Annotated in this window: 28 protein-coding genes; 26 read left to right on the top strand and 2 right to left on the bottom strand. The window is 53.5% G+C overall.

Translation table 11 applies throughout. The annotated features are described in order from the left end of the window. Positions 1-32: 32 nt before the first annotated feature. Entirely contained in the window at positions 33-1,040 is a 1,008-nt protein-coding gene (locus KNP85_RS00895; RefSeq protein WP_214800938.1) for a YpdA family putative bacillithiol disulfide reductase, read from the bottom strand. Positions 1,041-1,076: 36 nt separating this feature from the next. Beyond that, positions 1,077-2,048 (bottom strand): asparaginase, encoded by a 972-nt coding sequence (locus KNP85_RS00890; protein ID WP_021067186.1) that lies wholly within the window; start codon positions 2,046-2,048, stop codon positions 1,077-1,079. A 107-nt stretch (positions 2,049-2,155) separates the two neighbouring features. Here KNP85_RS00890 and prsW point away from each other — a divergent pair, with 107 nt between their 5' ends. From prsW to KNP85_RS00760, 26 genes are all read left to right on the top strand, one after another. Then, positions 2,156-2,812: a glutamic-type intramembrane protease PrsW gene (gene prsW, locus KNP85_RS00885; protein WP_021067187.1), complete on the top strand. Its 657-nt coding sequence runs from the start codon at positions 2,156-2,158 to the stop codon at positions 2,810-2,812. Positions 2,813-2,831: 19 nt separating this feature from the next. Continuing rightward, positions 2,832-3,497: a flagellar brake protein gene (locus tag KNP85_RS00880; RefSeq protein ID WP_214800844.1), complete on the top strand. Its 666-nt coding sequence runs from the start codon at positions 2,832-2,834 to the stop codon at positions 3,495-3,497. A 74-nt stretch (positions 3,498-3,571) separates the two neighbouring features. Continuing rightward, the gene (gene cmk / locus KNP85_RS00875; RefSeq protein WP_214800936.1) at positions 3,572-4,249 is read left to right on the top strand and encodes a (d)CMP kinase; all 678 of its coding nucleotides are present in this window, start codon (positions 3,572-3,574) and stop codon (positions 4,247-4,249) included. Beyond that, positions 4,246-4,869, top strand: a complete 624-nt coding sequence (locus KNP85_RS00870; protein WP_084158430.1) for a lysophospholipid acyltransferase family protein — start codon at positions 4,246-4,248, stop codon at positions 4,867-4,869. The genes cmk and KNP85_RS00870 overlap by 4 nt, the downstream gene beginning before the upstream one ends. Positions 4,870-5,009: 140 nt before the next feature. Further along, positions 5,010-6,158, top strand: a complete 1,149-nt coding sequence (rpsA, locus tag KNP85_RS00865) for a 30S ribosomal protein S1 (RefSeq protein WP_021067191.1) — start codon at positions 5,010-5,012, stop codon at positions 6,156-6,158. A gap of 130 nt (positions 6,159-6,288) precedes the next feature. After that, a complete protein-coding gene (gene der, locus KNP85_RS00860) occupies positions 6,289-7,599 on the top strand; it encodes a ribosome biogenesis GTPase Der (RefSeq protein WP_021067192.1) in 1,311 nt (436 codons plus the stop codon). A 17-nt stretch (positions 7,600-7,616) separates the two neighbouring features. Then, positions 7,617-8,660 carry an NAD(P)H-dependent glycerol-3-phosphate dehydrogenase gene (locus KNP85_RS00855; RefSeq protein WP_214800842.1) on the top strand — a complete coding sequence of 348 codons (1,044 nt, stop codon included), beginning with the start codon at positions 7,617-7,619 and terminating at the stop codon, positions 8,658-8,660. Positions 8,661-8,740: 80 nt separating this feature from the next. Continuing rightward, positions 8,741-8,941, top strand: a complete 201-nt coding sequence (locus tag KNP85_RS00850) for a DUF2768 family protein (protein WP_021067194.1) — start codon at positions 8,741-8,743, stop codon at positions 8,939-8,941. Positions 8,942-8,944: 3 nt separating this feature from the next. Next, positions 8,945-9,655, top strand: coding sequence for a hypothetical protein (locus KNP85_RS00845; RefSeq protein WP_214800840.1), 711 nt, complete (start codon positions 8,945-8,947; stop codon positions 9,653-9,655). Positions 9,656-9,764: 109 nt separating this feature from the next. Beyond that, the gene (locus KNP85_RS00840) at positions 9,765-10,037 is read left to right on the top strand and encodes an HU family DNA-binding protein (protein WP_021067196.1); all 273 of its coding nucleotides are present in this window, start codon (positions 9,765-9,767) and stop codon (positions 10,035-10,037) included. Positions 10,038-10,164: 127 nt separating this feature from the next. Beyond that, positions 10,165-10,737: a heptaprenyl diphosphate synthase component 1 gene (locus KNP85_RS00835; protein ID WP_021067197.1), complete on the top strand. Its 573-nt coding sequence runs from the start codon at positions 10,165-10,167 to the stop codon at positions 10,735-10,737. Positions 10,738-10,757: 20 nt separating this feature from the next. Beyond that, positions 10,758-11,459 (top strand): demethylmenaquinone methyltransferase, encoded by a 702-nt coding sequence (locus KNP85_RS00830; protein ID WP_021067198.1) that lies wholly within the window; start codon positions 10,758-10,760, stop codon positions 11,457-11,459. Positions 11,460-11,462: 3 nt separating this feature from the next. Continuing rightward, on the top strand, positions 11,463-12,425 hold the full coding sequence (locus KNP85_RS00825; protein WP_021067199.1) for a polyprenyl synthetase family protein: 963 nt from the start codon (positions 11,463-11,465) through the stop codon (positions 12,423-12,425). Between the two features lie 91 nt (positions 12,426-12,516). Next, positions 12,517-12,933, top strand: coding sequence for a nucleoside-diphosphate kinase (gene ndk, locus KNP85_RS00820; RefSeq protein ID WP_021067200.1), 417 nt, complete (start codon positions 12,517-12,519; stop codon positions 12,931-12,933). A 117-nt stretch (positions 12,934-13,050) separates the two neighbouring features. Then, positions 13,051-13,830: a CheR family methyltransferase gene (locus tag KNP85_RS00815; protein ID WP_029595663.1), complete on the top strand. Its 780-nt coding sequence runs from the start codon at positions 13,051-13,053 to the stop codon at positions 13,828-13,830. A 10-nt stretch (positions 13,831-13,840) separates the two neighbouring features. Beyond that, positions 13,841-15,001, top strand: a complete 1,161-nt coding sequence (gene aroC, locus KNP85_RS00810) for a chorismate synthase (protein ID WP_214713769.1) — start codon at positions 13,841-13,843, stop codon at positions 14,999-15,001. Next, the gene (locus KNP85_RS00805; RefSeq protein WP_214800838.1) at positions 14,995-16,041 is read left to right on the top strand and encodes a 3-dehydroquinate synthase; all 1,047 of its coding nucleotides are present in this window, start codon (positions 14,995-14,997) and stop codon (positions 16,039-16,041) included. The genes aroC and KNP85_RS00805 overlap by 7 nt, the downstream gene beginning before the upstream one ends. A 1-nt stretch (position 16,042) precedes the next feature. Beyond that, positions 16,043-17,293, top strand: a complete 1,251-nt coding sequence (aroA, locus tag KNP85_RS00800) for a 3-phosphoshikimate 1-carboxyvinyltransferase (RefSeq protein ID WP_214800837.1) — start codon at positions 16,043-16,045, stop codon at positions 17,291-17,293. 36 nt (positions 17,294-17,329) lie between these two features. Continuing rightward, positions 17,330-18,601, top strand: coding sequence for a tetratricopeptide repeat protein (locus KNP85_RS00795; protein WP_021067205.1), 1,272 nt, complete (start codon positions 17,330-17,332; stop codon positions 18,599-18,601). 24 nt (positions 18,602-18,625) lie between these two features. Further along, a complete protein-coding gene (locus KNP85_RS00790) occupies positions 18,626-19,159 on the top strand; it encodes a ReoY family proteolytic degradation factor (RefSeq protein ID WP_021067206.1) in 534 nt (177 codons plus the stop codon). 165 nt (positions 19,160-19,324) lie between these two features. Then, a complete protein-coding gene (locus tag KNP85_RS00785; protein ID WP_021067207.1) occupies positions 19,325-19,765 on the top strand; it encodes a DUF2487 family protein in 441 nt (146 codons plus the stop codon). A gap of 110 nt (positions 19,766-19,875) precedes the next feature. Next, positions 19,876-20,379, top strand: a complete 504-nt coding sequence (locus tag KNP85_RS00780) for a QcrA and Rieske domain-containing protein (RefSeq protein WP_021067208.1) — start codon at positions 19,876-19,878, stop codon at positions 20,377-20,379. A 15-nt stretch (positions 20,380-20,394) separates the two neighbouring features. Then, positions 20,395-21,066, top strand: coding sequence for a menaquinol-cytochrome c reductase cytochrome b subunit (qcrB, locus tag KNP85_RS00775; RefSeq protein ID WP_021067209.1), 672 nt, complete (start codon positions 20,395-20,397; stop codon positions 21,064-21,066). 33 nt (positions 21,067-21,099) lie between these two features. Then, a complete protein-coding gene (locus KNP85_RS00770; RefSeq protein ID WP_021067210.1) occupies positions 21,100-21,894 on the top strand; it encodes a menaquinol-cytochrome c reductase cytochrome b/c subunit in 795 nt (264 codons plus the stop codon). Positions 21,895-21,993: 99 nt separating this feature from the next. Beyond that, a complete protein-coding gene (locus tag KNP85_RS00765) occupies positions 21,994-22,608 on the top strand; it encodes a DUF1405 domain-containing protein (protein ID WP_029595659.1) in 615 nt (204 codons plus the stop codon). Positions 22,609-22,646: 38 nt separating this feature from the next. Further along, entirely contained in the window at positions 22,647-23,330 is a 684-nt protein-coding gene (locus KNP85_RS00760; protein WP_029595658.1) for a zinc metallopeptidase, read from the top strand. Positions 23,331-23,336 lie beyond the last annotated feature (6 nt).

Below are 23,336 nucleotides of genomic sequence, written 5' to 3'. Positions count from 1 at the left end.
AGGACCTGGTTTCAGGTCTTCCCTCTCTTTATTTATAATGTGACACCGTTGCGCTCCCGAAGCGTCTCGGCGATCGCTTGGCCATGGAAACGTCCGTTCTCGATAAAAATCTTATTGGCATCGTTTCCGGCAGCGACGACACCGGCGATGAACAAGCCGTCGACGTTCGTCTCGTAAGTCGACTCGTCGAACGTCGGTACACCGGTCTCCTCATCGACTTGGACCCCGGCATCGGCGAACAGCCCATGGTCGGGCAAGTAGCCCGTCATGGCGAGGACGTGGTCGGTCTCGAGTCGATGTTCTTCACCATGCTGACGATAGACGACATGATGCGGTTCGATCCGAACGATCTCCGCTTCGAGCTCGAGTCGCACCTTGTCGTGACGGACGAGCGAGTCGAACGTCGGCAGTACCCACGGTTTGACGGACGGACTGTAACCGTCCCCGCGATAGAGCACCGTGACATGGGCGCCGGCCTTCTCGAGCTCGATGGCCGCGTCGACGGCGGAGTTTTTCCCGCCGATGACCGTGACGCGCTGCCGATAGAACGGATGCGCCTCTTTGAAGTAATGGGCGACGTGGGGAAGCTCTTCACCAGGCACGTCAAGTCGACGAGGGCGTCCGTAGTAGCCGGTCGCCAAGATGACGTAGTCGGCCTGACGCTCTTTGGCACCGTCCCGGTCATGTCGGGACCGCACGACGAAACCGTCCTCGGTCCGCTCGACCGCTTCGACCGTCTCGAACGGATGAACATCTAAACCGGTCCGGCTGACGACTTCCCGATAATAGACGAGCGCGTCTTGACGTCGTGGTTTCAAATCTTTACAGATGAACGGGATATCCCCGATTTCAAGCAAACTAGCAGACGAGAAGAACGTCTGATGGGTCGGATACCGATAGATGGCATCGACGATATTGCCGCGCTCGATAATCGTGCACGAGATGCCGATGCGTTCCAATTCAATCGCAGCCGACAGCCCACATGGTCCGGCGCCGACGACGATAGCGTGTTTATTCAATGAAATCACCTCATCCTTCATTGTATGGAAGGACGAAACGGTTGGCAAGTCGCCAACTCATTGTTGGAAACTAAAGCTGTGCTCCATGACCGCTTGCGACGACCCAGACTCGAGTTCGACGAGGAGACGCAGTCTCGCTTTTTGTGAGTTCAACCCGTTCGAGAAGATGATGCCCATCTCTTTGAGCTGCTGGCCACCGCCGACGTAGCCGTACACGTCTTGCACGATCCCGTTGAAGCAACGGCTGACGATGACGACCGGCATGCGTTCGACGAGCAGTTCAAGCGCCGGGACGATTGACGGCGGGACGTTACCTTGACCGAGCACCTCGAGGACGAGCCCGTCATAGCCGAGCGCGAGTACCGCCTCAATCAAGTCTGGGTCCATCCCGGCGACGACTTTCAGCACCGCGACCCGTTTCGTGATCGTCGAAATCATCTTCGGTTGCTTCGTCGTCGGCTGACTATAGATGAGGACATGGTCTTTCGTCACCATGCCGACGTTTCCGAAGTGGACCGATTTGAACGTGTCGACCGAGGACGTATGCGTCTTCGTAACGTTGAAGGCGGAATGAATCTCACCGTTGAAGACGACGAGCACGCCTTTGCCTCGCGCGACATCACTTTGGGCGACCCGAAGCGCCGTGATGAGATTGAATTCGCCGTCGGAGCCGACCTCATTCGACGAGCGCATCGCCCCCGTCAAGACGATCGGGACCGGCGCGCCGAGCGTGATTTGTAAGAAATACGCCGTCTCTTCGAGCGTATCGGTCCCGTGGGTGATGACGACCCCGTCATATGTGTCTTGCGTCAACTGTTGATTGATGAATTGGGCGAGCTCGAGCATTTTCTCGGGTGTCATGTGCGGCGACGGGATGTTCGAGAAATGTTTCGTTGTGATATTCGCGATATCCGTCGCTTTCGGCAACGTCGCATCAATTGGATTGACCTCGCTCGGCATGACATGTCCCGACCCCGATTGGGACATGGCGATTGTGCCGCCGGTGTGGATGAGTAATAAATGATTCATAACAGACCTCCAACTTTTTTGTTCGTTTCTTCCAATTTCTAGGCGTGACCTACTTTTTCTTTCCTCTATTTCAGTGTATGCTTAACGTGAGAAAGGAGAGATGCATCATGATTGCAATCGCCTTGTCTGCGGTTGCGCCAGGGTTCGCCCTTCTTTCCTACTTCTATCTCCGGCATGAACTAGAAGCGGAACCGCTCGGCTATGTGATCCGGTCGTTCGTCGCCGGGGCCATTCTCGTCTTTCCGATCATGTTCGTCCAGTATGCGTTCGTGGAAGAAGGGGTGCTCGTGGGCCCGTTTTGGAAGGCGTTCGTGGCCACCGCGCTATTAGAAGAGTTTTTTAAGTGGTTCATGATTTATTATACAATATACATACATAAAGTCTTTGATGATTACTACGACGGGATTCTCTATGCGGTCGCCTGTTCACTCGGCTTTGCCACGTTAGAGAATTTTCTATATTTATGGGTGTACGACTCAATCGAAATCGCGATCTGGCGCGCCGTGCTGCCGGTGAGCGGCCACGCGCTGTTCGCCGTCGTCATGGGGTTTTGTCTCGGCCGGGCCAAACATTCCAACCACGAGCGGTTTTGGTTGTTCACCGCCGTCATGGCGGCCACGCTGTTGCATGGGATGTTCGACTATATCTTGCTCGTCGAACCGATGAACAAAGTTCCGGCTGTCGTCTATATCGTCGTCTTATGGATGGTCGCCTTATTGCTCGTCCGTACCGCCAATCGTTCCAATCATCGCCAATATAAATAGAATAAAGGGGAATCGTTTCATGTTAAAAGTAGGTCAAGAGTTACGGGTGGAAGTCGAAGGGAGAAAAGAAGGAAAGACGAAGATCGCAGCCATTAACGATCAAGTCGTCTGGATCGAGTCCCCGAGTGAAACGGATACGTTAAAGACGTTCTTCTTGCACGAAGACGAATCGATGCGTGTTTATTTCTTTAAAGGAGAAGAGCAACTGTACGCCTTTGATACCGTCGTGTCGAGACGCGTGAGCGATGCGCAGTTGACGCTTCGCTATGCGTTCCCAGTGCCGGATGAGAAGAAAATCAAACGAGTCCAGCGCCGTGAATATTTACGGGTGCCAGAGATGATTCACGTGACCGTGTCTGCGGAAGACGGCCAAGCGTTCCCATCGTTCGAGTCGACATCACTCGACGTCTCGGCCGGGGGAATGCGCATCATCGCCAATCGAGCCCCGGTCGCTGTCGACGAGACGATGATTGTCTCGTTCCATATCGATGACGACCGAGGTATTCCGCAAACGTTCCGCGTCAAGAGCCGCCTCGTCCGCATCCATGAACAGACGGCCAAACAAGAGTTGTCGCTTTGCTTTGAAGAGTTATCACACCGGGACCAGGAGACGATTTTACGTTATTGCTTCCGAGCCCAGCTCGAAGCGAGAAAACGGACCGGCTCCGTATTTTCTTCACGCTAAAAAACTGGTATGATGTTCTCGGAACAAATGACCGAGAGGAGGCGGGTATCGGGATGAGCCGATACCCAATTTTTATGAATAAACCATTACAAATCGCATTAGATGGGCCGGCCGGGGCCGGCAAGAGCACGATCGCGAAAACGCTCGCTAAAAAACTAGGGTACGTCTATATCGATACGGGTGCGATTTATCGCGCCGTCACGTATCGCGCGCTTCAAGACGGCGTCGGTCTCGAAGACGGTCCGATGCTCGCTGAGATGATCGACAAGATGGATTTACGTCTCGTCCCGTCCGAAAACGGTCAACGCGTGTTCGATGGCACGGAAGAAGTGACCGATGTCATCCGGACGAGCGAAGTGACGAACAACGTCAGCTTCGTCGCACGCCAGCCGGAAGTACGGGCTGCCCTTATGGATTTACAGCGTGACCTCGCCAGTAAAGGCGGAATCGTCATGGACGGCCGCGATATCGGCACGCACGTCTTACCAGGCGCCGACTTGAAAGTGTTCATGACCGCGACGGTCGAAGAACGGGCCCGCCGCCGCCACGAAGAGAACGTATTGAAAGGATTGCCGAGCGACCTCGAACAATTACAGCTCGAGATCGCCTTGCGCGACAAACGCGATTCCGAGCGTGAGGTCGCCCCGCTTCGTCAGGCCGACGATGCGCATTATCTCGATACGACCGAGCTGTCGATTGACGGCGTCGTCGAGGCGATCGAGCACTTGATGAAGCAGGTGATTAAACGATGAAACCGCTCAACAATGGACCGTTCGGCATGTATCGTCTTGCGGTAGGTGTCGTCAATATCATCCGCAGATTGAGCTTCCGCGTCGAGTATATTGGGCGCGAAAACGTCCCGCTCGACGGTTCGATGATCGTCTGTTCGAACCATCAATCGAACTGGGACCCGGTCATGCTCGCCGGGGCGATGCCGAAACAGCGCCAACTTCGTTTCTTCGCGAAAAAAGAGTTGTTCGACGTGCCGGTATTGAAACACATTTTGAATCGGGCTGGACAGATTCCTGTGTCACGCGGGGAAGGAGACCGACAAGCACTCCGAGTCGTCTTGCAAAAATTGAAGGAAGACGAGGTCATCTCGATTTTCCCGGAAGGAACGCGGTCAAAAGACGGTACGCTCGGCAAAGCCCAAGCCGGCGTCGGGTTCTTCGCGCTCCGTTCGGACGCGTCGGTACTCCCGGTGGCGATTATCGGGACGTATAAGTTCCGCTCGAAGCTGAAGGTCGTCATCGGCCAACCGATCGACATGAGCGGCTTGAAAGCGGACAAGGCGAGCGCCCAAATCGCGGCCGACTTGATTATGACGACAATCGGTGACTTGTACATGCAGCATTCACGGAACGTTCGTTAATTTCAGGTTTAATCTCGCGCTAGGAGAGGAACTAACCTGATAACACCTTGACAAATCTTTCGAATTATAAGAAGTTTATACTAGGTGTAAGCGCCTTAGGGCGCTCCTTTTTGTACTCATCGTGAGGGGGTAGTGTTGGAATGGTCGAAGAAATGAAAGATATGCCTGATTTTGAAATCAATCGAGGTCAAATTGTGACCGGTACTGTCGTCAAAATCGAGGACAAGCAAGCGTTGATCGATATCGGTTATAAAACCGAGGCAATTTTACCAATCAGCGAAGTATCAAGCATGCATTTAGACGATTTAAACGAATCACTCCATGTTAACGACGAAATCCGTGTCAAAGTGAAAAAGGTCACGGACGAAGAGGTGGTCGTTTCGAAGAAAGACGTTGATGCCGAGGCAGCTTGGGATCAAATCGTCGAGAAATTCGAATCCGGCGAAGTATTCGAAGTCATGGTAAAAGACAAGGTCAAAGGTGGACTTGTCGTTGACATCGGTATCCGTGGATTTATCCCGGCTTCGCTCGTAGAGAACCATTTCGTCGAAGACTTCTCATCCTACTTGAATAAACCGATTACGGTTAAAGTCGTCGAGATTGACCGCGAGAAAAATCGCGTCATCTTGTCGCATAAAGCGGTTGCCGAAGCGGAAATGAGCGCCAAGAAAGCGGAGACGCTCGAATCGCTTGAAGTCGGTCAAATCATCGAAGGGACGGTTCAACGTCTCACAGACTTCGGTGCGTTTGTCGATATCGGCGGTGTCGATGGCCTCGTCCACATTTCGGAAATGGCGCATAGCCGGGTTGAGAAACCGAGCGATGTTGTGACTGAAGGAGACAAAGTCAAAGTGAAAGTGCTTGGACTTGACCTCGACAACGAGAAAGTGAAGTTGTCGATTAAAGAGACGCAGCCTGGACCGTGGGAATCGGTAGAAGGTAAAATTCAGCCAGGTGACGTGATTGAAGGGAAAGTCAAACGTCTCGTCACGTTCGGTGCGTTCGTCGAAGTCGCACCGCAAGTCGAAGGTTTGCTTCATATCTCGCAAATTGCGAACCGACACATCGCGACGCCGTCTGAAGTCTTGTCAGAAGGCCAAGAAGTAACCGTCAAAGTACTCGATGTCCATCTTGACGAGAAAAAAATCTCGTTGTCGATGCGTGCGCTCGAGTCGAGCGATTCATCACGTGGCGACGCGGATCAATCGTTGCTTGACGAGTATAGCGACCAAGGAGGTTTCTCTGTCTCTGAATTGACAGGTGACGAGGCCTCGGACGATTCTAAATAAGACGATCGTTCAAGCGGGAGCCAGACTCCCGCTTCTTTTTGTATGGTCACAGAAATTCGCCTGTGATATGATAGTACAGTTGCAATTAGAAACGATAGACTTATTGAATGAAAGTTAGAGAGGTGTTTATATGGGAATTCCAGCAGTGGCTATCGTAGGCCGCCCGAATATTGGGAAATCCACGATTTTTAACCGGATTATCGGAGATCGCGTGTCGATCGTCGATGATAAGCCCGGTGTAACACGCGACCGCATTTATGGGACGGGTGAGTGGTTGAACCGTAAGTTTCATTTAATCGACACAGGCGGAATCGAGGTCGGTGATGAGCCGCTCCTCGTGCAAATGCGGCATCAGGCCGAGCTTGCGATCGATGAGGCGGACGTCATCGTCTTCATGGTGAACGGACGCGAAGGCATTACAGCAGCAGACGAAGAAGTGGCGAACTTGTTGTTCCGTTCGAACAAACCAGTTGTCCTCGCCGTCAACAAAGTCGACAACTTCGAGATGCGCGAACTCATGTATGAGTTCTATTCACTCGGATTCGGCGATCCGTTCCCGATTTCAGGGACGCACGGTCTTGGTCTCGGGGACTTGCTCGACAAAGTGCTCGACATGGCTCCAGACAAAGACGACTATGAGTACAATGAAGAAGTCATCCAGTTCTCGCTCATCGGACGTCCGAACGTTGGGAAATCGAGCTTGACGAACGCGATTCTCGGTGAAGAACGCGTCATCGTCTCGGACATCGCGGGCACGACTCGTGATGCCATCGATACACCGTTCACACGGGATGGGCAAGAATACGTCATCATCGATACGGCAGGGATGCGCAAGCGTGGGAAAGTGTATGAATCTACCGAGCGCTACAGCGTCATGCGTGCCCAAAAAGCGATTGAACGCTCGAACGTCGTTCTCGTCGTCATCGACGGTGAAGAAGGCATCATCGAGCAAGACAAACGTGTTGCCGGACTCGCCCACGAAGCGGGGAAAGCCATCGTTCTCGTCGTCAACAAATGGGACGCCGTCGACAAAGACGATAAAACGATGAAGAAAATGGAAGAGAAGATTCGTAAAGAATTCTTGTTCCTTGACTATGCACCGATCGTCTTCTTGTCGGCGCTCACGTCGAAACGATTGCAGACACTTCTGCCGGTCGTCAAAGAAGTGGCTGATTCACATCGCCGTCGCATCTCGACGAGCGTCTTGAACGACGTCATCGTCGACGCAGTCGCGATGAACCCGACACCGACGGACAAAGGACAACGACTCAAGATCAACTACGCGACGCAAGTGGCTATCGAGCCGCCGACGTTCGTGTTGTTCGTCAACGATCCAGAGTTGCTTCACTTCTCATACAAACGTTATCTAGATAACCAGATTCGCCGCGCATTTGACTTTACTGGTACACCGATTCATATCGTGGCTCGTCAGAAAAACTAGTAATGGGGGTGCCTCTTATGGCAAAAGTAGCTGTCATCGGCGCAGGGAGCTGGGGAACGGCGATATCGCTCGTCCTCGCTGACAACGGACATGATGTTCTACTATATGGACGTGAGGAAGACCACGTTCATGAAATCAACACGGCCCACACGAACGCGACCTATTTGAAAGACGCACCGTTGCCGACTTCGATTCGGGCGACGACAGACTTGGCGGTAGCGGTCAAAGATCGTTCCATCGTATTCCTCGTCGTCCCGAGTTCGGCGATTCGTCCGGTGTCGCGTGAGTTGAACGCGCTCCTTACGAAACCGGCGGTCATCGTGCATGCCGCCAAAGGAATCGAACCGAAGACGCATAAACGTCTGTCGGAAATTATCGCCGAAGAAATCGACCCGTCGAAACGTCGGGCCATCGGTGTCTTGACGGGACCGACGCATGCCGAGGAAGTGGCCGTCCGTAAATTGACGACCATCACAATCGCTTGCGAGGACTTGGACGTGGCCGATGAGATTCAAGAGTTGCTCACGAACGATCAGTTCCGGGTCTATTTGAATTCGGACGTCATCGGGGCGGAGTACGGGGGCGCACTTAAAAACATCATCGCGCTCGCCGCAGGAATGACGGATGGGCTCGGCTATGGCGATAACGCCAAAGCGGCCCTCATGACACGCGGGATCGTCGAGATCGCCCGGCTCGGGGTCAAACTCGGTGCCAACCCGGCGTCGTTCTCCGGCTTGACGGGAATCGGCGATTTGATTGTCACGGCCACGTCTCAGCATAGCCGTAACTGGCGAGCCGGGAACGCGATCGGTCGCGGCGAGAAGCTCGAGGATGTACTCGGTCAAATGGGCATGGTCGTGGAAGGAGTGCGTGCCTGTGAGGCGGCGCATACGCTCGCTCGGGAAGCCGGTGTCGAGATGCCGATCACAGAGGCCCTCTACAACGTGTTATTCGAAGGTAAGAGCCCACACGATGAAGTACAAAAGTTAATGAGACGCCCGCAGAAGCATGAAATGGAAGAAGTGTTCCATTTCGAAGGCGACGTAGAGCAAAGGGACTGACGTTTTCGTTCAGTTCCTTTGTTTTTTTTGCTACACTAATGTACGGAGATAGATTTAAAGAGAAAGTCGAGGGGATAGACGTGACACCGTCACTGATCAAGATGTGGATTTCATTTGCGGGCATCGGGGCGTTTGCCATCGCCGCGCTCATGGTGGCAGTCAGCCATACGAAACTAACGGGATGGTTCGCGGCGCTCGTCCGCGTCATCGCATTCGTCATATTTTTATTTGGGACGATCATCATGATTTATGTGGTCGCTTCAGGACCGACAGGAGGATAAGACGTGAAACGGATTTTTTTGGTCGCGAGTCTATTGGCGGCGACCGTGCTCAGTGGATGTATGTTCCCAGATTCGAACCGGGTCGATAACGTCCCGTATGAAGACCAACTGAAGTCGGTACAGACGGCCGTCGACTCGTTCAAGGAGACGACCGGAGTGTTGCCGATTAAAACAAGGCCGGCCGAGACGCCACTCATGGAACGTTATCCGATTGAGTTCGCCCGGCTCGTCCCTGGTTATTTAGCCGACCCGCCGGCGAACAGCTTCGAAGGAGGCGGTCTGTTCTTGTACGTCCTCGTGGACGCCGAGACGGAGCCGAAGGTCAAACTCATTGATTTACGTGTGTCAGAAAGCTTGCAACAGTTACAGACGAATATTAACGCGTTCCGGGCCAAAGAAGGCAAGTTCCCGTTTGACGGGTCGCTCGGAAAGAATCAATTCACGATTGATTATGATCTCGTCTTCGTCTCTGAAGAGCCAATTATCCCAAGTCCGTACACGGAAAACGAGTTGCCGATCTATGTCGACGGGACCGGACAATTATTTGTCGACTACCGTGCCGACCTGGAGGTCGCCCTCGAGAACACGGATGTAGAGCCAAAAGTCGGTGAGGACATTCGGTATTTGCTCTATAATGACTCCCCATTCGCTCCGGCTTATTCGCAAGGGTACACGATTAATGAACAAGGTGAAGTCGAGTTTTTAAACAACTGATCGACTGAGCGGGTCGAATATAGGCCGATTGCTTAAAAAATGTTGTCATATCAACGTTTGTACGATATGATTAATCCCGTAAACTCTCAGTGAGAGGAGGTGAATCGTGATGAACAAAACTGAATTGATCCAAGCAGTTGCGGAGAAAGCAAATGTTTCGAAAAAAGAAGCTACACAAGTTGTAGAAGCTACTTTCGAATCTATCACTGAAGCACTCCAAAACGGTGATAAAATTCAATTGATCGGTTTTGGTACTTTTGAAGTTCGTGAGCGCGCTGCCCGTAAAGGTCGCAACCCACGTACGAAAGAAGATATCGAAATCCCGGCAAGCAAAGTTCCTGCCTTCAAAGCAGGTAAAGCGCTTAAAGATGCGGTCAAATAATGGGCAATACATAAGTCGCCGAAAGGCGGCTTTTTTTGTGTCGGAAAGCGAGTTCACATGGCGTGAATGTGACAAAAATGTGCTATACTATGTCAGAATGACAACGAAGAGGACGAGGGGGGATAGCATGGAACAGATGACATACGAAACCGTTGTCACCGACCTTGCTCGTCAAATCGAAGAACGCATGAACCATCCGTATTTGACGAGACACGAGATTGTACCCGTAGTCGACATGCCTTTACTTCGTTGGATGGTCGAGATGATTGAAATCGAATCGAATCAACAACGTCAGCTCGTGCTTGCGACGTATTTTGCACATCAAGCACTTGAACTGCACGATCAAGTAAAGGATTGCCCGAACGGCTCGCTCGAGCGGCAACTCAAAGTGCTCGCCGGCGATTTCGCCTCGGCTCAATTTTATAAAATATTGGCACTGTTTCCTGCCGACTATAGCAATCGCTTCGGTCGGTCGGTCCAGCTTGTCAATGGGGCGAAATGTACGCTCGCGCTTGATGCGGACGTATCCGTCACGACTTGGATGGAAGCGAACTTCGGATTGATTAAAACGTTTTCTGAGGTGATAGGTCGGTCCTACTTGACCACATACGGAAAAACGATCATCGAACGAAAGGCGACAGTACTGCGCCAAGATCAACGAGAACAGCTAACGACGCTCCTGGCGCACGCTGTCGCTTAGAACGGAAAGGATGTTACGTATTGCAACCGAAAGAAAAAGAGCAAAAAGTATATGACGTGTTTCAATCAATCTCACCGAGCTACGATACGATGAACTCGATCATCAGTTTCCGTTTGCATAAATGGTGGCGCAAAGCGACGATGCGTCGCATGCAAGTGTTCCCGGGCGCGAAATGTCTCGACGTCTGCTGCGGGACGGCCGACTGGACGATTCAACTCGCCGAGGCGGCTGGTAATACCGGTGTCGTCAAAGGTCTTGATTTTTCCGAGAATATGCTCGCGGTCGGCCAAGAGAAAGTGGCCGATTATCCGACGATCGAACTCATCCATGGTAACGCGATGGCATTGCCGTTCGGGGATCACTCATTCGACTACGTGACGATCGGCTTCGGCCTTCGCAACGTACCGGATTACATGACGGTGCTCCGTGAACTGCACCGGGTCTTGAAACCGGGCGGGACGGTCGTCTGTCTCGAGACGAGCCAACCGACAGCACCGCTGTTCAGCGAACTGTATCGCTTCTATTTCGGCTCGGTCATGCCGTTATTCGGGAAAGTGTTCGCCGGCTCATACGATCAATACAAATGGCTCCAAGAGTCGACCGACCAATTCCCGGACCGGTTGACGCTAAAACGCATGTTCGAGACGGCAGGCTTCGAACAAGTCGAAGTGAAGGCGTTCTCCGGCGGTGCGTGTGCCATGCACCTAGGAAAGAAGTGGTGACCGATGTCTTTGAAGCGACTTTATCGCCACATGAACCGAGAGATTGAGCAGATTGATCGCTTCTTGTCGACGCGGGTCCATACGGATCACCCGGTCATCGAGGCGGCCTCGAAGCAACTGCTTGATGCGGGCGGGAAGCGGATCCGTCCGGCGTTCGTATTGCTGAGCGCTGGTTTCGGGCAAGCGAAAGACATCCGCTTGACGAAAGTGGCGGCGAGTCTTGAACTGATTCATATGGCCTCGCTCGTCCATGATGACGTCATCGATGACGCCACACTTCGCCGGGGCAAACCGACCGTCATGGAACGTTACGATGAGCAGGTCGCGATGTATACAGGGAATACGTTGTTCGGCGAAGCGATTCGACTCGTCTCTGAGGTCGACTCGCCGCGCGTGATGGAAATCATGGCAGACACGATGGAACTGATTTGTATCGGTGAAATCAATCAAATCCAAGACCAATACGACTGGGGCCAGTCCCCGAAACGATATCTCGATCGGATTGCCCGAAAGACGGCGCTCTTGATTGAGACGAGTTGTGCGGCCGGGGCCGTCGTCTCAGGGGCGTCACCCGAAGTCGTCAAACAGCTGCGGCTGTTCGGCTATGACATCGGGATGGCGTTCCAAATGACGGATGATTTGCTCGATTTCACCGCGAAAAGTTTTCAGCTTGGAAAGCCGGTCGGAGAAGATTTGAAGCACGGTCATAAAACGTTGCCGCTCTTCTATTCAGCGGAAGACCCTGAATTCTTTGGTCGGTTGCAGCAAGTCAACCAGTCGTCCGATTACGCGACGACCCATACGCTCGTTCGTGAAGTGCAGCGCAACGGGACGCTCGAGCGAAGCCAACGGACAATCGACCGGTACGTGAACCGGGCGATTCAACGTCTCGATGGCTTGCCGGACGTACCGGACAAGCGCTCGCTCATTGAAATCGCCGAGTATATCGGGAAACGAAAATGGTAACAACCACCTTGTAAACCCTTTCAATAATCAAGATGACCGTGTAAACTAATAAAGTACATGGTACACATATTGATTTAGGGGGATTAGGGGAATGGAAAAAACATTTTTAATGGTAAAACCGGATGGAGTGAAACGCGGTCTGATTGGGGAAATCATCTCGCGCTTCGAAACGAAAGGATATACGTTGAACCGTCTTGAGCTATTGACGCCATCGGTTGAAGTCGCACAATCGCATTATGCGGAACATAAGGAAAAGCCGTTCTTTGGAGAACTTGTCGAATTCTTAACGTCTGGTCCTGTTGTAGCGATGGAGTGGGAAGGCGAAAATATCGTCGCCGTCTCTCGATTGATGATCGGGAAGACGAACCCGTTAGACGCACAACCTGGAACAATTCGTGGCGATTTGGCCTCGACGATGTCACAAAACGTCATCCATGGTTCAGATAGCGTGGAGAGCGCAGAGCGTGAATTGTCACTCTGGTTCGCCACTGAAGCATCACACGTTTGATGACGATAAAAGGGACGGGGGCCTCCTGTCCCTTTTTATATTGGGATTAAAGCGCTTTCGCTTGTTTTGGCACGACATGATCTAGGAGAAGAGAAAGAATTGAGGTTGGAACTGGTGATAAATGATTATGCCATCTTCGTAAAAAAGTTTTATATGAAGTCGGGGATTGACTTAAACCTATACAAAGAAGCCCAGATGAAGCGACGTATGATTGCACTTCGCGAGAAGAAAGGGTATGCCACGTTTATCGAATACTTCAAAGCGATGGAGTCGGACCGAGGCTTATACGATGAATTTTTAGATCGCATGACCATCAACGTGAGTGAATTTTACCGGAACCCGGTCCGTTGGCAGCAACTAGAGACGGACATTTTGCCGGAACTCATCCGTAAGAGCCAGGGCAAGTTGCGCGTCTGGAGCGCGGCGTGCTCGACGGGTGAAGAACCGTATTCGTTGGCGATGCTGTTATCGAAACATTTGTCACCCGCACAGTTCACAATCACGGCGACGGACCTAGATGACGTGGTGATCGAAAAAGCGAAACAAGGCAAGTATCATGAGCGGGCGCTCGTCGACTTGCCCTCAGAGTTTCGGCAGCGTTACTTCACCCGCCGTGGAGACGACTATTACATCACAGAGGACATCAAAAAATTAGTAACGTTCAAAAAACATAATCTGCTGGCCGACGTGTATGAACGGAATTTTGATTTAATCGTCTGTCGGAACGTCTTGATTTATTTCACCGAGGAAGCGAAAGAGAAAGTTTATACATCGTTCCACCGATCGCTCCGACCAGGCGGTGTCCTCTTCGTCGGAGGGACCGAGCAGATCTTTCAACCGAAGCGATACGGCTACAAGATGAAGCAGAGCTTCTTCTATGAAAAATTTGAAGAATGAGGTGGCAGCTATGCGTTATTTGACGGCAGGAGAATCGCACGGGCCTGGACTTTCAATCATCATCGAGGGTGTACCGGCCGGGCTTGAGGTCGATGTGCAAGCCATCAATGCGGAACTCGCGAAACGGCAGTCCGGCTACGGCCGCGGCCGCCGCATGCAAATTGAATCAGACCGAATCGAGGTGAGGGCCGGCATTCGTCACGGGGTGACGACAGGGGCCCCTATTTCGTTCTGGATCGAGAACAAGGACCATACTCATTGGCGGAACGTGATGCAGGCCGAACCGGTCGATGCGGACGTGGAAATCAAACGCCGCGTCGTCCGCCCGCGACCAGGACATGCGGACCTCGTCGGCGGCTTGAAATACGATCATCGTGACCTGCGAGACGTCCTTGAACGCTCGAGCGCACGTGAGACGGCCGCTCGGGTCGCCGTCGGCGCACTCAGCAAACAACTGCTCGCTGCTGTCGGGATGTCGCTCGTCAGCTATGTCAAAGTGATTGGCGGGGTCGAGGCCGATGCTTCATACGAGTCGCTCGACACATTGCGCGCCACGATCGAGGCGTCACCGGTCCGGACGATGGATGAGACGGCAGGCCAGGCGATGATGCATCGAATCGATGAGGCGAAAGCCGCCGGTGACTCGCTCGGCGGTGTCGTCTGTACGGAAGTGCATGGTGTCATCCCGGGGCTCGGATCGTACGTCCAATATGACCGGAAACTCGATGCGGCGATCGCTCGCGCCGTCATGAGTGTCAACGCCATCAAAGGCGTCGCGTTCGGTGATGGTTTCGAGATGGCGTATCGACCAGGATCGGAAGTGATGGACCCGATCGCTTATGGTCCCGACGGCTATACACGCCTGAGCAATCATCTCGGCGGTTTCGAAGGTGGGATGACGACCGGGATGCCGATTGTCTGTACCGCTGTGATGAAACCGATTCCGACGCTCTACAAGCCGCTCCAATCCGTTGATATCGATACGAAACAACCGTTCCTCGCCCAAATCGAGCGAAGTGACGCCTGTGCCGTCCCGGCCGCCTCACTCGTCGTCGAGGCCGTCGTCGCGTTTGAAATCGCCCGTGAGTTATGCGAGACGTTCGGACATGACACGGTCGGACGCATCCAAGCGCGCGTCGACGCGTACCGCGAGGAGATTCGCACGTGGTGACGATTCACGTGAACGCCTCGACTCCATACGACGTCACAATTGAACGAGGGGACGCCTGGCTCGACCGCGTCCCTTACTTCTCGTGCTCGACCGTGTGGGTCATCACGGACGAGACGGTAGATCGCCTGCACGGGAAGGCGTTTCGGACTCGTCTCGAGGCAAGCGCGCGTCCAATCGTCTGGTCGGTCGTCCGTCCGGGCGACGGATCGAAATCGCTCGCGACGATTGAACGTCTCGTCGCGGACGGGTTGACGTCTGGCTGTGACCGGGACACGCTCGTCGTCGCCTTTGGCGGCGGCATGATTGGCGACTTGGCCGGCTTTTTGGCGAGTGTTTATATGCGCGGCCTGCATTACATACAAGTGCCGACGACAGTTCTCGCCCACGATTCAGCCGTCGGCGGAAAAGTCGCGGTCAACCATCCGCTCGCCAAAAACGCGATCGGTGCCTTTTATCAGCCAGCGGGCGTCCACTATAACGTCGACCGCCTCGAGACGTTGACGGACCGTGACGTGCTGAGTGGGCTCGGCGAGTTAATTAAACATGCCTACTTGTCACGATACGTCCTCGGGCACTCGTTCGAGACCGAGCTGTTCACCGCCTTGGCGCAAGGACCGCTCGATTGGGAGGCGTGGCTCGCGCGTGGGATTGAAGTGAAACGACAGGTCGTCGAGACCGATGAGCGGGAACACGGCGTAAGGGCATGGCTGAACTTTGGTCATACGTTCGGCCATGCGTTGGAGTCGGTCGAGGCGTACCGATTAGCGCACGGGGAGGCCATCCTATACGGAATGGTGTACGCCTTCCTCGTCGCCGGAGACGTCTCACGCGCGGAAACGCTCGCCGGTTTCATGAAGCAACAAGCAATCACGCCGGTCGTCTGGCAGCCATTCGAGGCGTATCTCGAGGTGATGCGCCACGATAAAAAGAATCGAACTGGACAGATTCGCTTCGTCTTGCTCGGTGAAGAAGTGACCGTGACGAGCGTCACGACCGAGCGGCTCGTCGAAGCGTACAATCAGTTGAAAGGGTGGTTTTAAGATGGGATTGAACGGATTGATACGCGTACCGAGCGATAAGTCGATCACGCACCGGGCGTTATTGCTCGGGGCCGTGGCGCACGGACAGACGACGGTGTACGACCCACTCCTCGGTGAGGATTGCCGGTCGACGCTCGAGGCGATCCGTCGTTTGGGCGCACAAGTCGATGAACAAGCGGAACGACTCGTCATCACTGGCAGCCCGTCGCTCACGTCGGCGGAACTCGATTGCGGGAACTCCGGCACGACGATGCGTCTCTTGACGGGACTGCTTGCAGGCTACGACGGTACGTTCACGCTCACCGGCGACGCCTCGCTCACGAAGCGACCGATGCGTCGCGTCACTGCCCCGTTGCGCGCCATGGGAGCCGACCTTGCAGGTGACGTCGCTCCGCTCCACATCCGCGGGAGGGCGTTGACGGGCATCGATTACACGTTGCCTGTCGCGAGCGCGCAAGTGAAATCGGCCATCTTATTGGCTGGACTCCGTGCGGACAGCCCGACGATCGTGCGCGAGCCGGTCTTGTCGAGGGATCATACCGAACGCATGCTGCCGCTGTTCAACGGGCAGATTGACATCACCTCGGAAGAGGGGGTTCGGACGATTCGGCTGTCGCCGTCCGTCCTGGAAGGCGCGACGGTGGCCGTACCGGCTGACCCGTCCTCGGCCGCCTTTTGGTGGGCCGGGGCCGCGCTCGTCCCGGATAGTCGCGTCACGACGACCGACGTCTGTTTGAACGAGACACGGATTGGCTTTTTGCGCACGCTCGAACGGATGGGGGCGCACGTTGACGTGACGAACGTCCGCGCACTCGGAGAAGAATCGGTCGGGGACGTCACCGTGTCGACGAGCACGCTCCATGGCATCCGGTTGGACGGGACCGCCATCCCACATCAAATCGACGAGTTGCCATTATTCGCCCTCGTCGCGTCGCAGGCATCGAGCCCATCGTCGGTCCGGGATGCGGGGGAGCTCCGCGTAAAAGAGACGGACCGGATTCAGACGGTCGCGAGCGAATTGAAGGCGCTCGGTGTCGACCTTCGCGAGACGGATGACGGCTTTGACGTCTATCCGAGCCGTTTGCACGGGGGACACGTCACCTCGCACGGAGATCATCGCTTGGCGATGATGCTCCAAATTGCGGACTTATTGACGACGGAACATGTGACGATTGACGACGTCGAGGCAGCGGATGTGAGTTATCCGCGCTTCCGTGACGATTTACAACGACTCGGTCGTGAGATAGAATAACGTCAATACGAGTAGCCGCTAGGAGGAATTTTGACGATGTTAGACGAAACAGAATTAAACCATATCATTGAGATGCTTGAAAAAGGTGAGACGGAGCATGCCCTCATGCATCTCGAATCGCTCGAGAAGGAAGGGTCGGACGAGGACCGGTTGGCCATCGCCGATCTCTACCTCGAACTCGGCCTCGCCGATCGGGCCGTCAAGTTGCTCGCGGCGCTATATGTCGATTATGCGGGCAACCCGCACGTCGCCTTGTCGCTCGCCGAGGCCTACTTGGACAGTGACCGGGAAGAAGAGGCGATTGCCGTCCTCGAGAAAATCGATACGACGGACAAGGAAGCGCATATGCGCAGTCTCGTCCTCCTCGCCGATTTATATCAATCACAAGGGTTGGACGAGGTCGCCGTCAAGAAACTGATGGAGGCGCTCGAGACGAACCCGGACGAACCGCTCCTCATCTACGGATTGGCCGAGTTGTACGCGTCGATCGGCTCGTTCGAACAGGCGGTCCCGCTGTACGCGCGTCTGCCGCACTTGCGCTTGCCGGAAGAACTCGATTATCAGGCCGATTACGCGGAGGCGCTCACGATGATCGGCTCTTTCGAAGAGGCACTCGATGAGTATGAGAAAGCGGAAGACCGCAACTTGAACACGATTTTCGGTCACGCCATGACGGCCCACCGCATCGGCCGTGACGAAATTGCCGTCAAACAGTTTGAGTCGCTTCGCTCGATGGACCCCGATTTCACGTCGCTCTATCTGCCTTACACGGAAGCGCTCGACGAACTAGGCCGCTTCGATGAGGCGCTCGAGGTGATTGGCCAAGGGATTGACCGCGACGACTATAACGATGAGTTGCGCACGGTAAAAGCGAAACTCTTCTTGAAACAAGGTCGGACAGATGAGGCGGTCACGGAATTGCGCGAGGCTCTCGCGTTGAATCCGGAGTCGCTTCAGGCGACTGAGCTGCTCTTATCGGTCTTGTTCGAAGGTGGGGACATGGAGGCCGTCCTCGAGACGATCGATGCGCTCGAGGAACATTCGACTTCCCCGCTCATGACATGGTACAAGGCGAAAGCGGCCTATGAACTTGAAGACTATGATACGGCCGTCACGTTATACCGGTCGATCGAGCAAGTTTATAAAGAGGACGTGTCATTTGCGATTGAATGGGCTACACTATTGATAGAAGAAGGACAGCGTGACCAAGCGCAACGAGTGCTCGAGCAAACGCTTGCGCTCACTGTCGATGTCGATGACCGCCAAGCACTTGAAGAGCGGCTCGAACGGTTGACGGATCACGATTAAACGATATAAAGGAGATGGGGTCATATGGTCGAGCGGAAAAGAACATTTTTAAAGCGATTCCTCGCTCATCATACGCTTCGTAAACGAGAAGCCAAGTGGATTATCGACTACTGGCTCAGACATCCAGAAAAACTCGGGAACGTTCATTTCGTCACGAACGCCTCGGTCTCACCGCGCAGTTTGATTATGACGGCGTATGGATTTGACGGCGAACCGTTCCGTTACCGTCGGGGTGACCTCATCACGGTCAATCCCGAGAAGGCGTATCACGACATCCGGCTCCACGACGGCGCCATCTACGTGGAGTTGAACTTTCAAGGCATGATGATTGATGAGCTGTGGATTGATATCGTGGAATTGAATCCGTTCGAACCCGTCGCCGAAGTGAAAGACGAAGTGACGACGTCGGCCCAGACGGTCATTCGGGCCTCGGTTGCCCAGTTCGAGGAGGAGCGTCTGCTCGTCGAAATCGATAAGGCACTCGACCGACGGGACGAGAAATTGTTCCGCAACTTGACGAGCCAGCTCCATCAAGTCCGAGCCTCAAAATTATTTTAATAAAAACAAGCGCTTCCGTTATGGTAAGCGCTTGTTTTTTGGTATATTAATGACGTAGGAATACACAATAATTTCACATTTCGTTCATAAGTTTCGCAGAGGGAACGATTGTAGGTACGCTACAATGAACATAATGATGTATGTCTAATGGAGAGGAGGAGGAAGATGAGGTTCGATGGTCTAGACGCGATGAAGTCGCTCTCAGAACGCCAATACGTCGATACGCTCGTCGTCCCGCTCGTCGAACTGGCGTTTGATGAGGACATGGTGCGCAAAGCCGAAGGAAACGAAGTCATCCAGGCGGTGGCACTTGAAACCGAGCGCCAATTGTCCGGCCGGACGATGCTAAGCCCGACAATCAGTTATGTCGACGCGGAGGCAGGGCGTGCGCTCGCCGAACAAGTTACTGTTCAGGCGACGGCATCGGGGTTTACCCACGTGTTGTTCATCTCCTCGGATTTGCGTTTCAAGGGCTCTGAACTGCCGATTATTTTCGTTCCGCCGCTTGCGTTGAAAGGAATGTCCGGCGAGCAGTCGCACACGATGGTTCAAAATTTTGCGACGCAAGTCATTACCGATCTTTCGAGCCGTTGGATGGCGACATGAAGCGGTTGACGTGGAGGTTTTATTGATATACTATTTTGTTGAGTGAGAAATTTTTGTGAAGAATGCATAAAGAATTATGGGGTTATGCACACGAATGAGGGGGGAACGAAATGGCTCAAAATGGGTCAAAAGTCACACGCCGTCAGTTCTTAACGTATACGTTGACTGGTGTAGGTGGCTTTATGGCGGCAACATTGATCAGTCCGATGGTCAACTTTGCGATCGATCCGGTCTTAAAAAAATCGGGAGCGGGCGATAAAGTAAAAGTCATCAGTCTTGATGACATCACGACTGAGCCGCAACGTGTCGACTTTAAGAAACAAACGCAAGATGCTTGGTATGAATTTGAAGAAACGCTTTCGGCGTGGGTATTTAAAGATGAGAGCGGCGAAATCATCGCCTTGTCTCCAATTTGTACGCACCTCGGCTGCCAAGTAGGATATGGTGGAGACCCGACTCGACCGACAGAATTCTTCTGCCCGTGTCACTTCGGTCGCTATGAGAAAGATGGAACGAACATTCCTGGTACGCCTCCGACTGCACCACTTGCACGCTACGAAAAAGAAGAAAAAGACGGCTTCCTATACTTGGGCAGTCCAGTCGCACAGTTGTGAGAGGGGGAATAGTCGATGTTACAAAAAATTTATGATTGGGTCGATGAACGCGTCGACATCACGCCGTTATGGCGCGACATCGCTGACCATGAAGTTCCAGAACACGTCAACCCTGCCCATCACTTTTCAGCATTTGTTTATTGCTTCGGCGGTCTGACGTTCTTCACGATCGTGATTCAAATTCTGTCAGGGATGTTCTTGACGATGTACTATGTACCAGACATCATCAACGCGCACGCGTCGGTGTACTATCTTCAAAACGAGATCGCGCACGGACAAATCGTTCGTGGGATGCACCACTGGGGCGCATCGGTTGCGATCGTCATGTTGTTCTTACATACGCTCCGCGTATTCTTTACCGGGTCGTATAAGAAACCTCGCGAACTCAACTGGGTCGTCGGTGTTCTCTTGTTCTTCGTCGTCTTGGCGCTCGGTCTTACAGGGTACTTGTTGCCGTGGGATATGAAAGCGTTGTTCGCGACGAAAGTTACACTTCAAATTGCCGAGAGTGTCCCGGTCATTGGTGGTATCGCCAAAACGCTTCTCGCCGGTGGCGAGATCGTCGGCGCACGGACGCTCACGAACTTCTTCGCCATTCACGTCTTCTTCTTACCGGCGGCCTTGTTCGGACTCCTCGGAGCCCACTTCTTGATGATTCGTAAGCAAGGGATCTCAGGACCGCTATAAGCCGATTCGAAGACAAAAAGGAGGAGAAACGATATGCATCGCGGTAAAGGGATGAAATTTGTAACCGACTCTCGAGTAGGAATCTCGAATCGGAAACAAAATATTGCTAAAGACTATTCAGAGTATCCAGGACGCACGGAAGCGTTCTGGCCGAACTTCTTGTTGAAAGAGTGGATGGTCGGTTCGGTCTTCTTGATCGGATTCATCGCCTTGACGATTGTCGAGGCCCCACCGCTCCAAAACATCGCCGATCCAACGAACACGTCATACATTCCGCTTCCGGACTGGTATTTCTTGTTCTTGTATCAATTGCTCAAGTATCAGTTCGCAGCAGGGGATTGGATCTTGCTTGGAACGGTCATCTTGCCAGGGGTCGCTTTCACGGCGCTCTTGATCGCACCATGGCTTGACCAAGGACTCGAACGCCGTCCGGCGAAACGTCCGGTCGCCATTAGCTTCATGTTGCTCGGCGTGTTGTCGATTTTCTACTTGACGTGGGAATCGGTTCAAACGACGCACTGGGATCAAGTTCATGAACAAGGGATCTTGGAAGTTCCGGGCGAGGGCCCTGAAATCGATACGGCCGCACCTGGCTATGAGATTTACTCGGCTCAGTCTTGTGTGAACTGTCACGGTCAGAACCTCGAAGGCGGGGCAGCAGCTCCTGCACTCGTCGGCACACAGTATACGGCCGAAGAAATCGCGGATATCGCGGTCAACGGTGTCGGTACGATGCCAGCCGGTCAATGGGATGGTTCGGATGAAGATCTCCAAGCCATGTCTGAATTCATCGCTTCATACGGTGAAGGCGGCGAAAACAACCAATAATCGATTGGTTCAAGAAGCGTGGCCCGTCTAACGGGTCACGCTTCTTTTTACTTCGCCTCCGTTGCGCTACAATAGAGAAAAAAAGGATGGAATACACGAATGATACATATGTTACGCCCGTTTCTCACCCATCGGACCGTCTTGGTGCTCCTGTTCATCATCAACTTGTTCGGAACGATTTACGGATATGTCTGGTATGAGCCCCAGCTCCGTGACACACCGCTCATCTATTGGCCGTTCGTGCCGGACAGTCCGACGGCCTCGTTCTTCTTCACGGTCGTGCTCGGCTTATGGATTGCCGGGAAGAAGTCACCCCTCATGGAGACGCTCGCCTTCGTGACGCTCATCAAATACGGGGTATGGGCCGTCATCATGAACATCTTGTTCTTACGGGAACTCGGTCCCGATGCCGAGACGTTCACCGTGCTCATGGCCGTCATGCTGATGGTGTCACACGGGGCGATGGCGTTCCAGGCGCTGTTGTACGCACCGTTCATGACATGGACGGTCCGCTCGTTCGTCTTGACGCTCATCTGGGTCATCCATAACGACGTCGTCGACTACGTGCTCGGACAATGGCCGCGTTATCCGTCACTGGCCGAACATATCGCCTGGATCGGATACGGGTCGTTCTGGTTGACCGGAATATGTTTTTTTATGGGATACCACATCATCCTACGCACTTCGCTTGATAATAAGTTCATTAGAATGTAAAATCAGATTATCAAATACACGCAGAGGTGATAGAGAACATGTCATTAGGTGGCTATATTTTCTATCTTGCACTGATTATGCTCATTCCGTTATGGGCCCAGATGCGAGTGAAAAGTACGTACAAAAAGTTTCTCCAACAACCGATTCAAAGCGGAGTCACGGGTGCACAGGTCGCTGACTTCATCATGAAACAAAACGGCGTTCATAACGTCCGGATCGAGATGGTCGATGGTTTGATGAGTGACCATTACGACCCGGTCAATAAAGTCGTCCGTCTGTCGCGCGAAGTGTATCAAGGGTCGACGATTTCATCGGCTGCGATTGCGGCCCACGAGATTGGCCACGTGATTCAAGATGCATCCGACTATAAGTTGATGCGGGTCCGTCACCGTCTCGTCCCGGTCGTGAACATCACGTCGAACTTGTCGTTCCCACTTCTCTTAGGTGGTTTCTTGCTCGGCGCGATGGGGCTCGCCCAACTCGGTGTCATCATGATGCTCGGGGCGGTCGTGTTCCAACTCGTCACGTTACCTGTCGAATTCGATGCCTCGAAACGGGCTATGGCTGAATTGACGAGCCACGGCATCGTCACGGCAACGGAAGAGTCGGGCGCACGCAAAGTGCTCAACGCGGCGGCTTGGACATATGTGGCGGCCACACTTGTCGCCGTCGCCGAACTGATCCGCTTGGCGCTCATCGTCTTCATGCCACGTGATGAGTAGAATCAA

The organism is Exiguobacterium sp. s194, from assembly GCF_018618275.1.
Taxonomy (GTDB): Bacteria; Bacillota; Bacilli; order Exiguobacteriales; family Exiguobacteriaceae; genus Exiguobacterium; species Exiguobacterium chiriqhucha.
The sequence above is the reverse complement of the archived record's forward strand: the minus strand, read 5'-3'. Positions and strand labels throughout refer to the sequence as shown.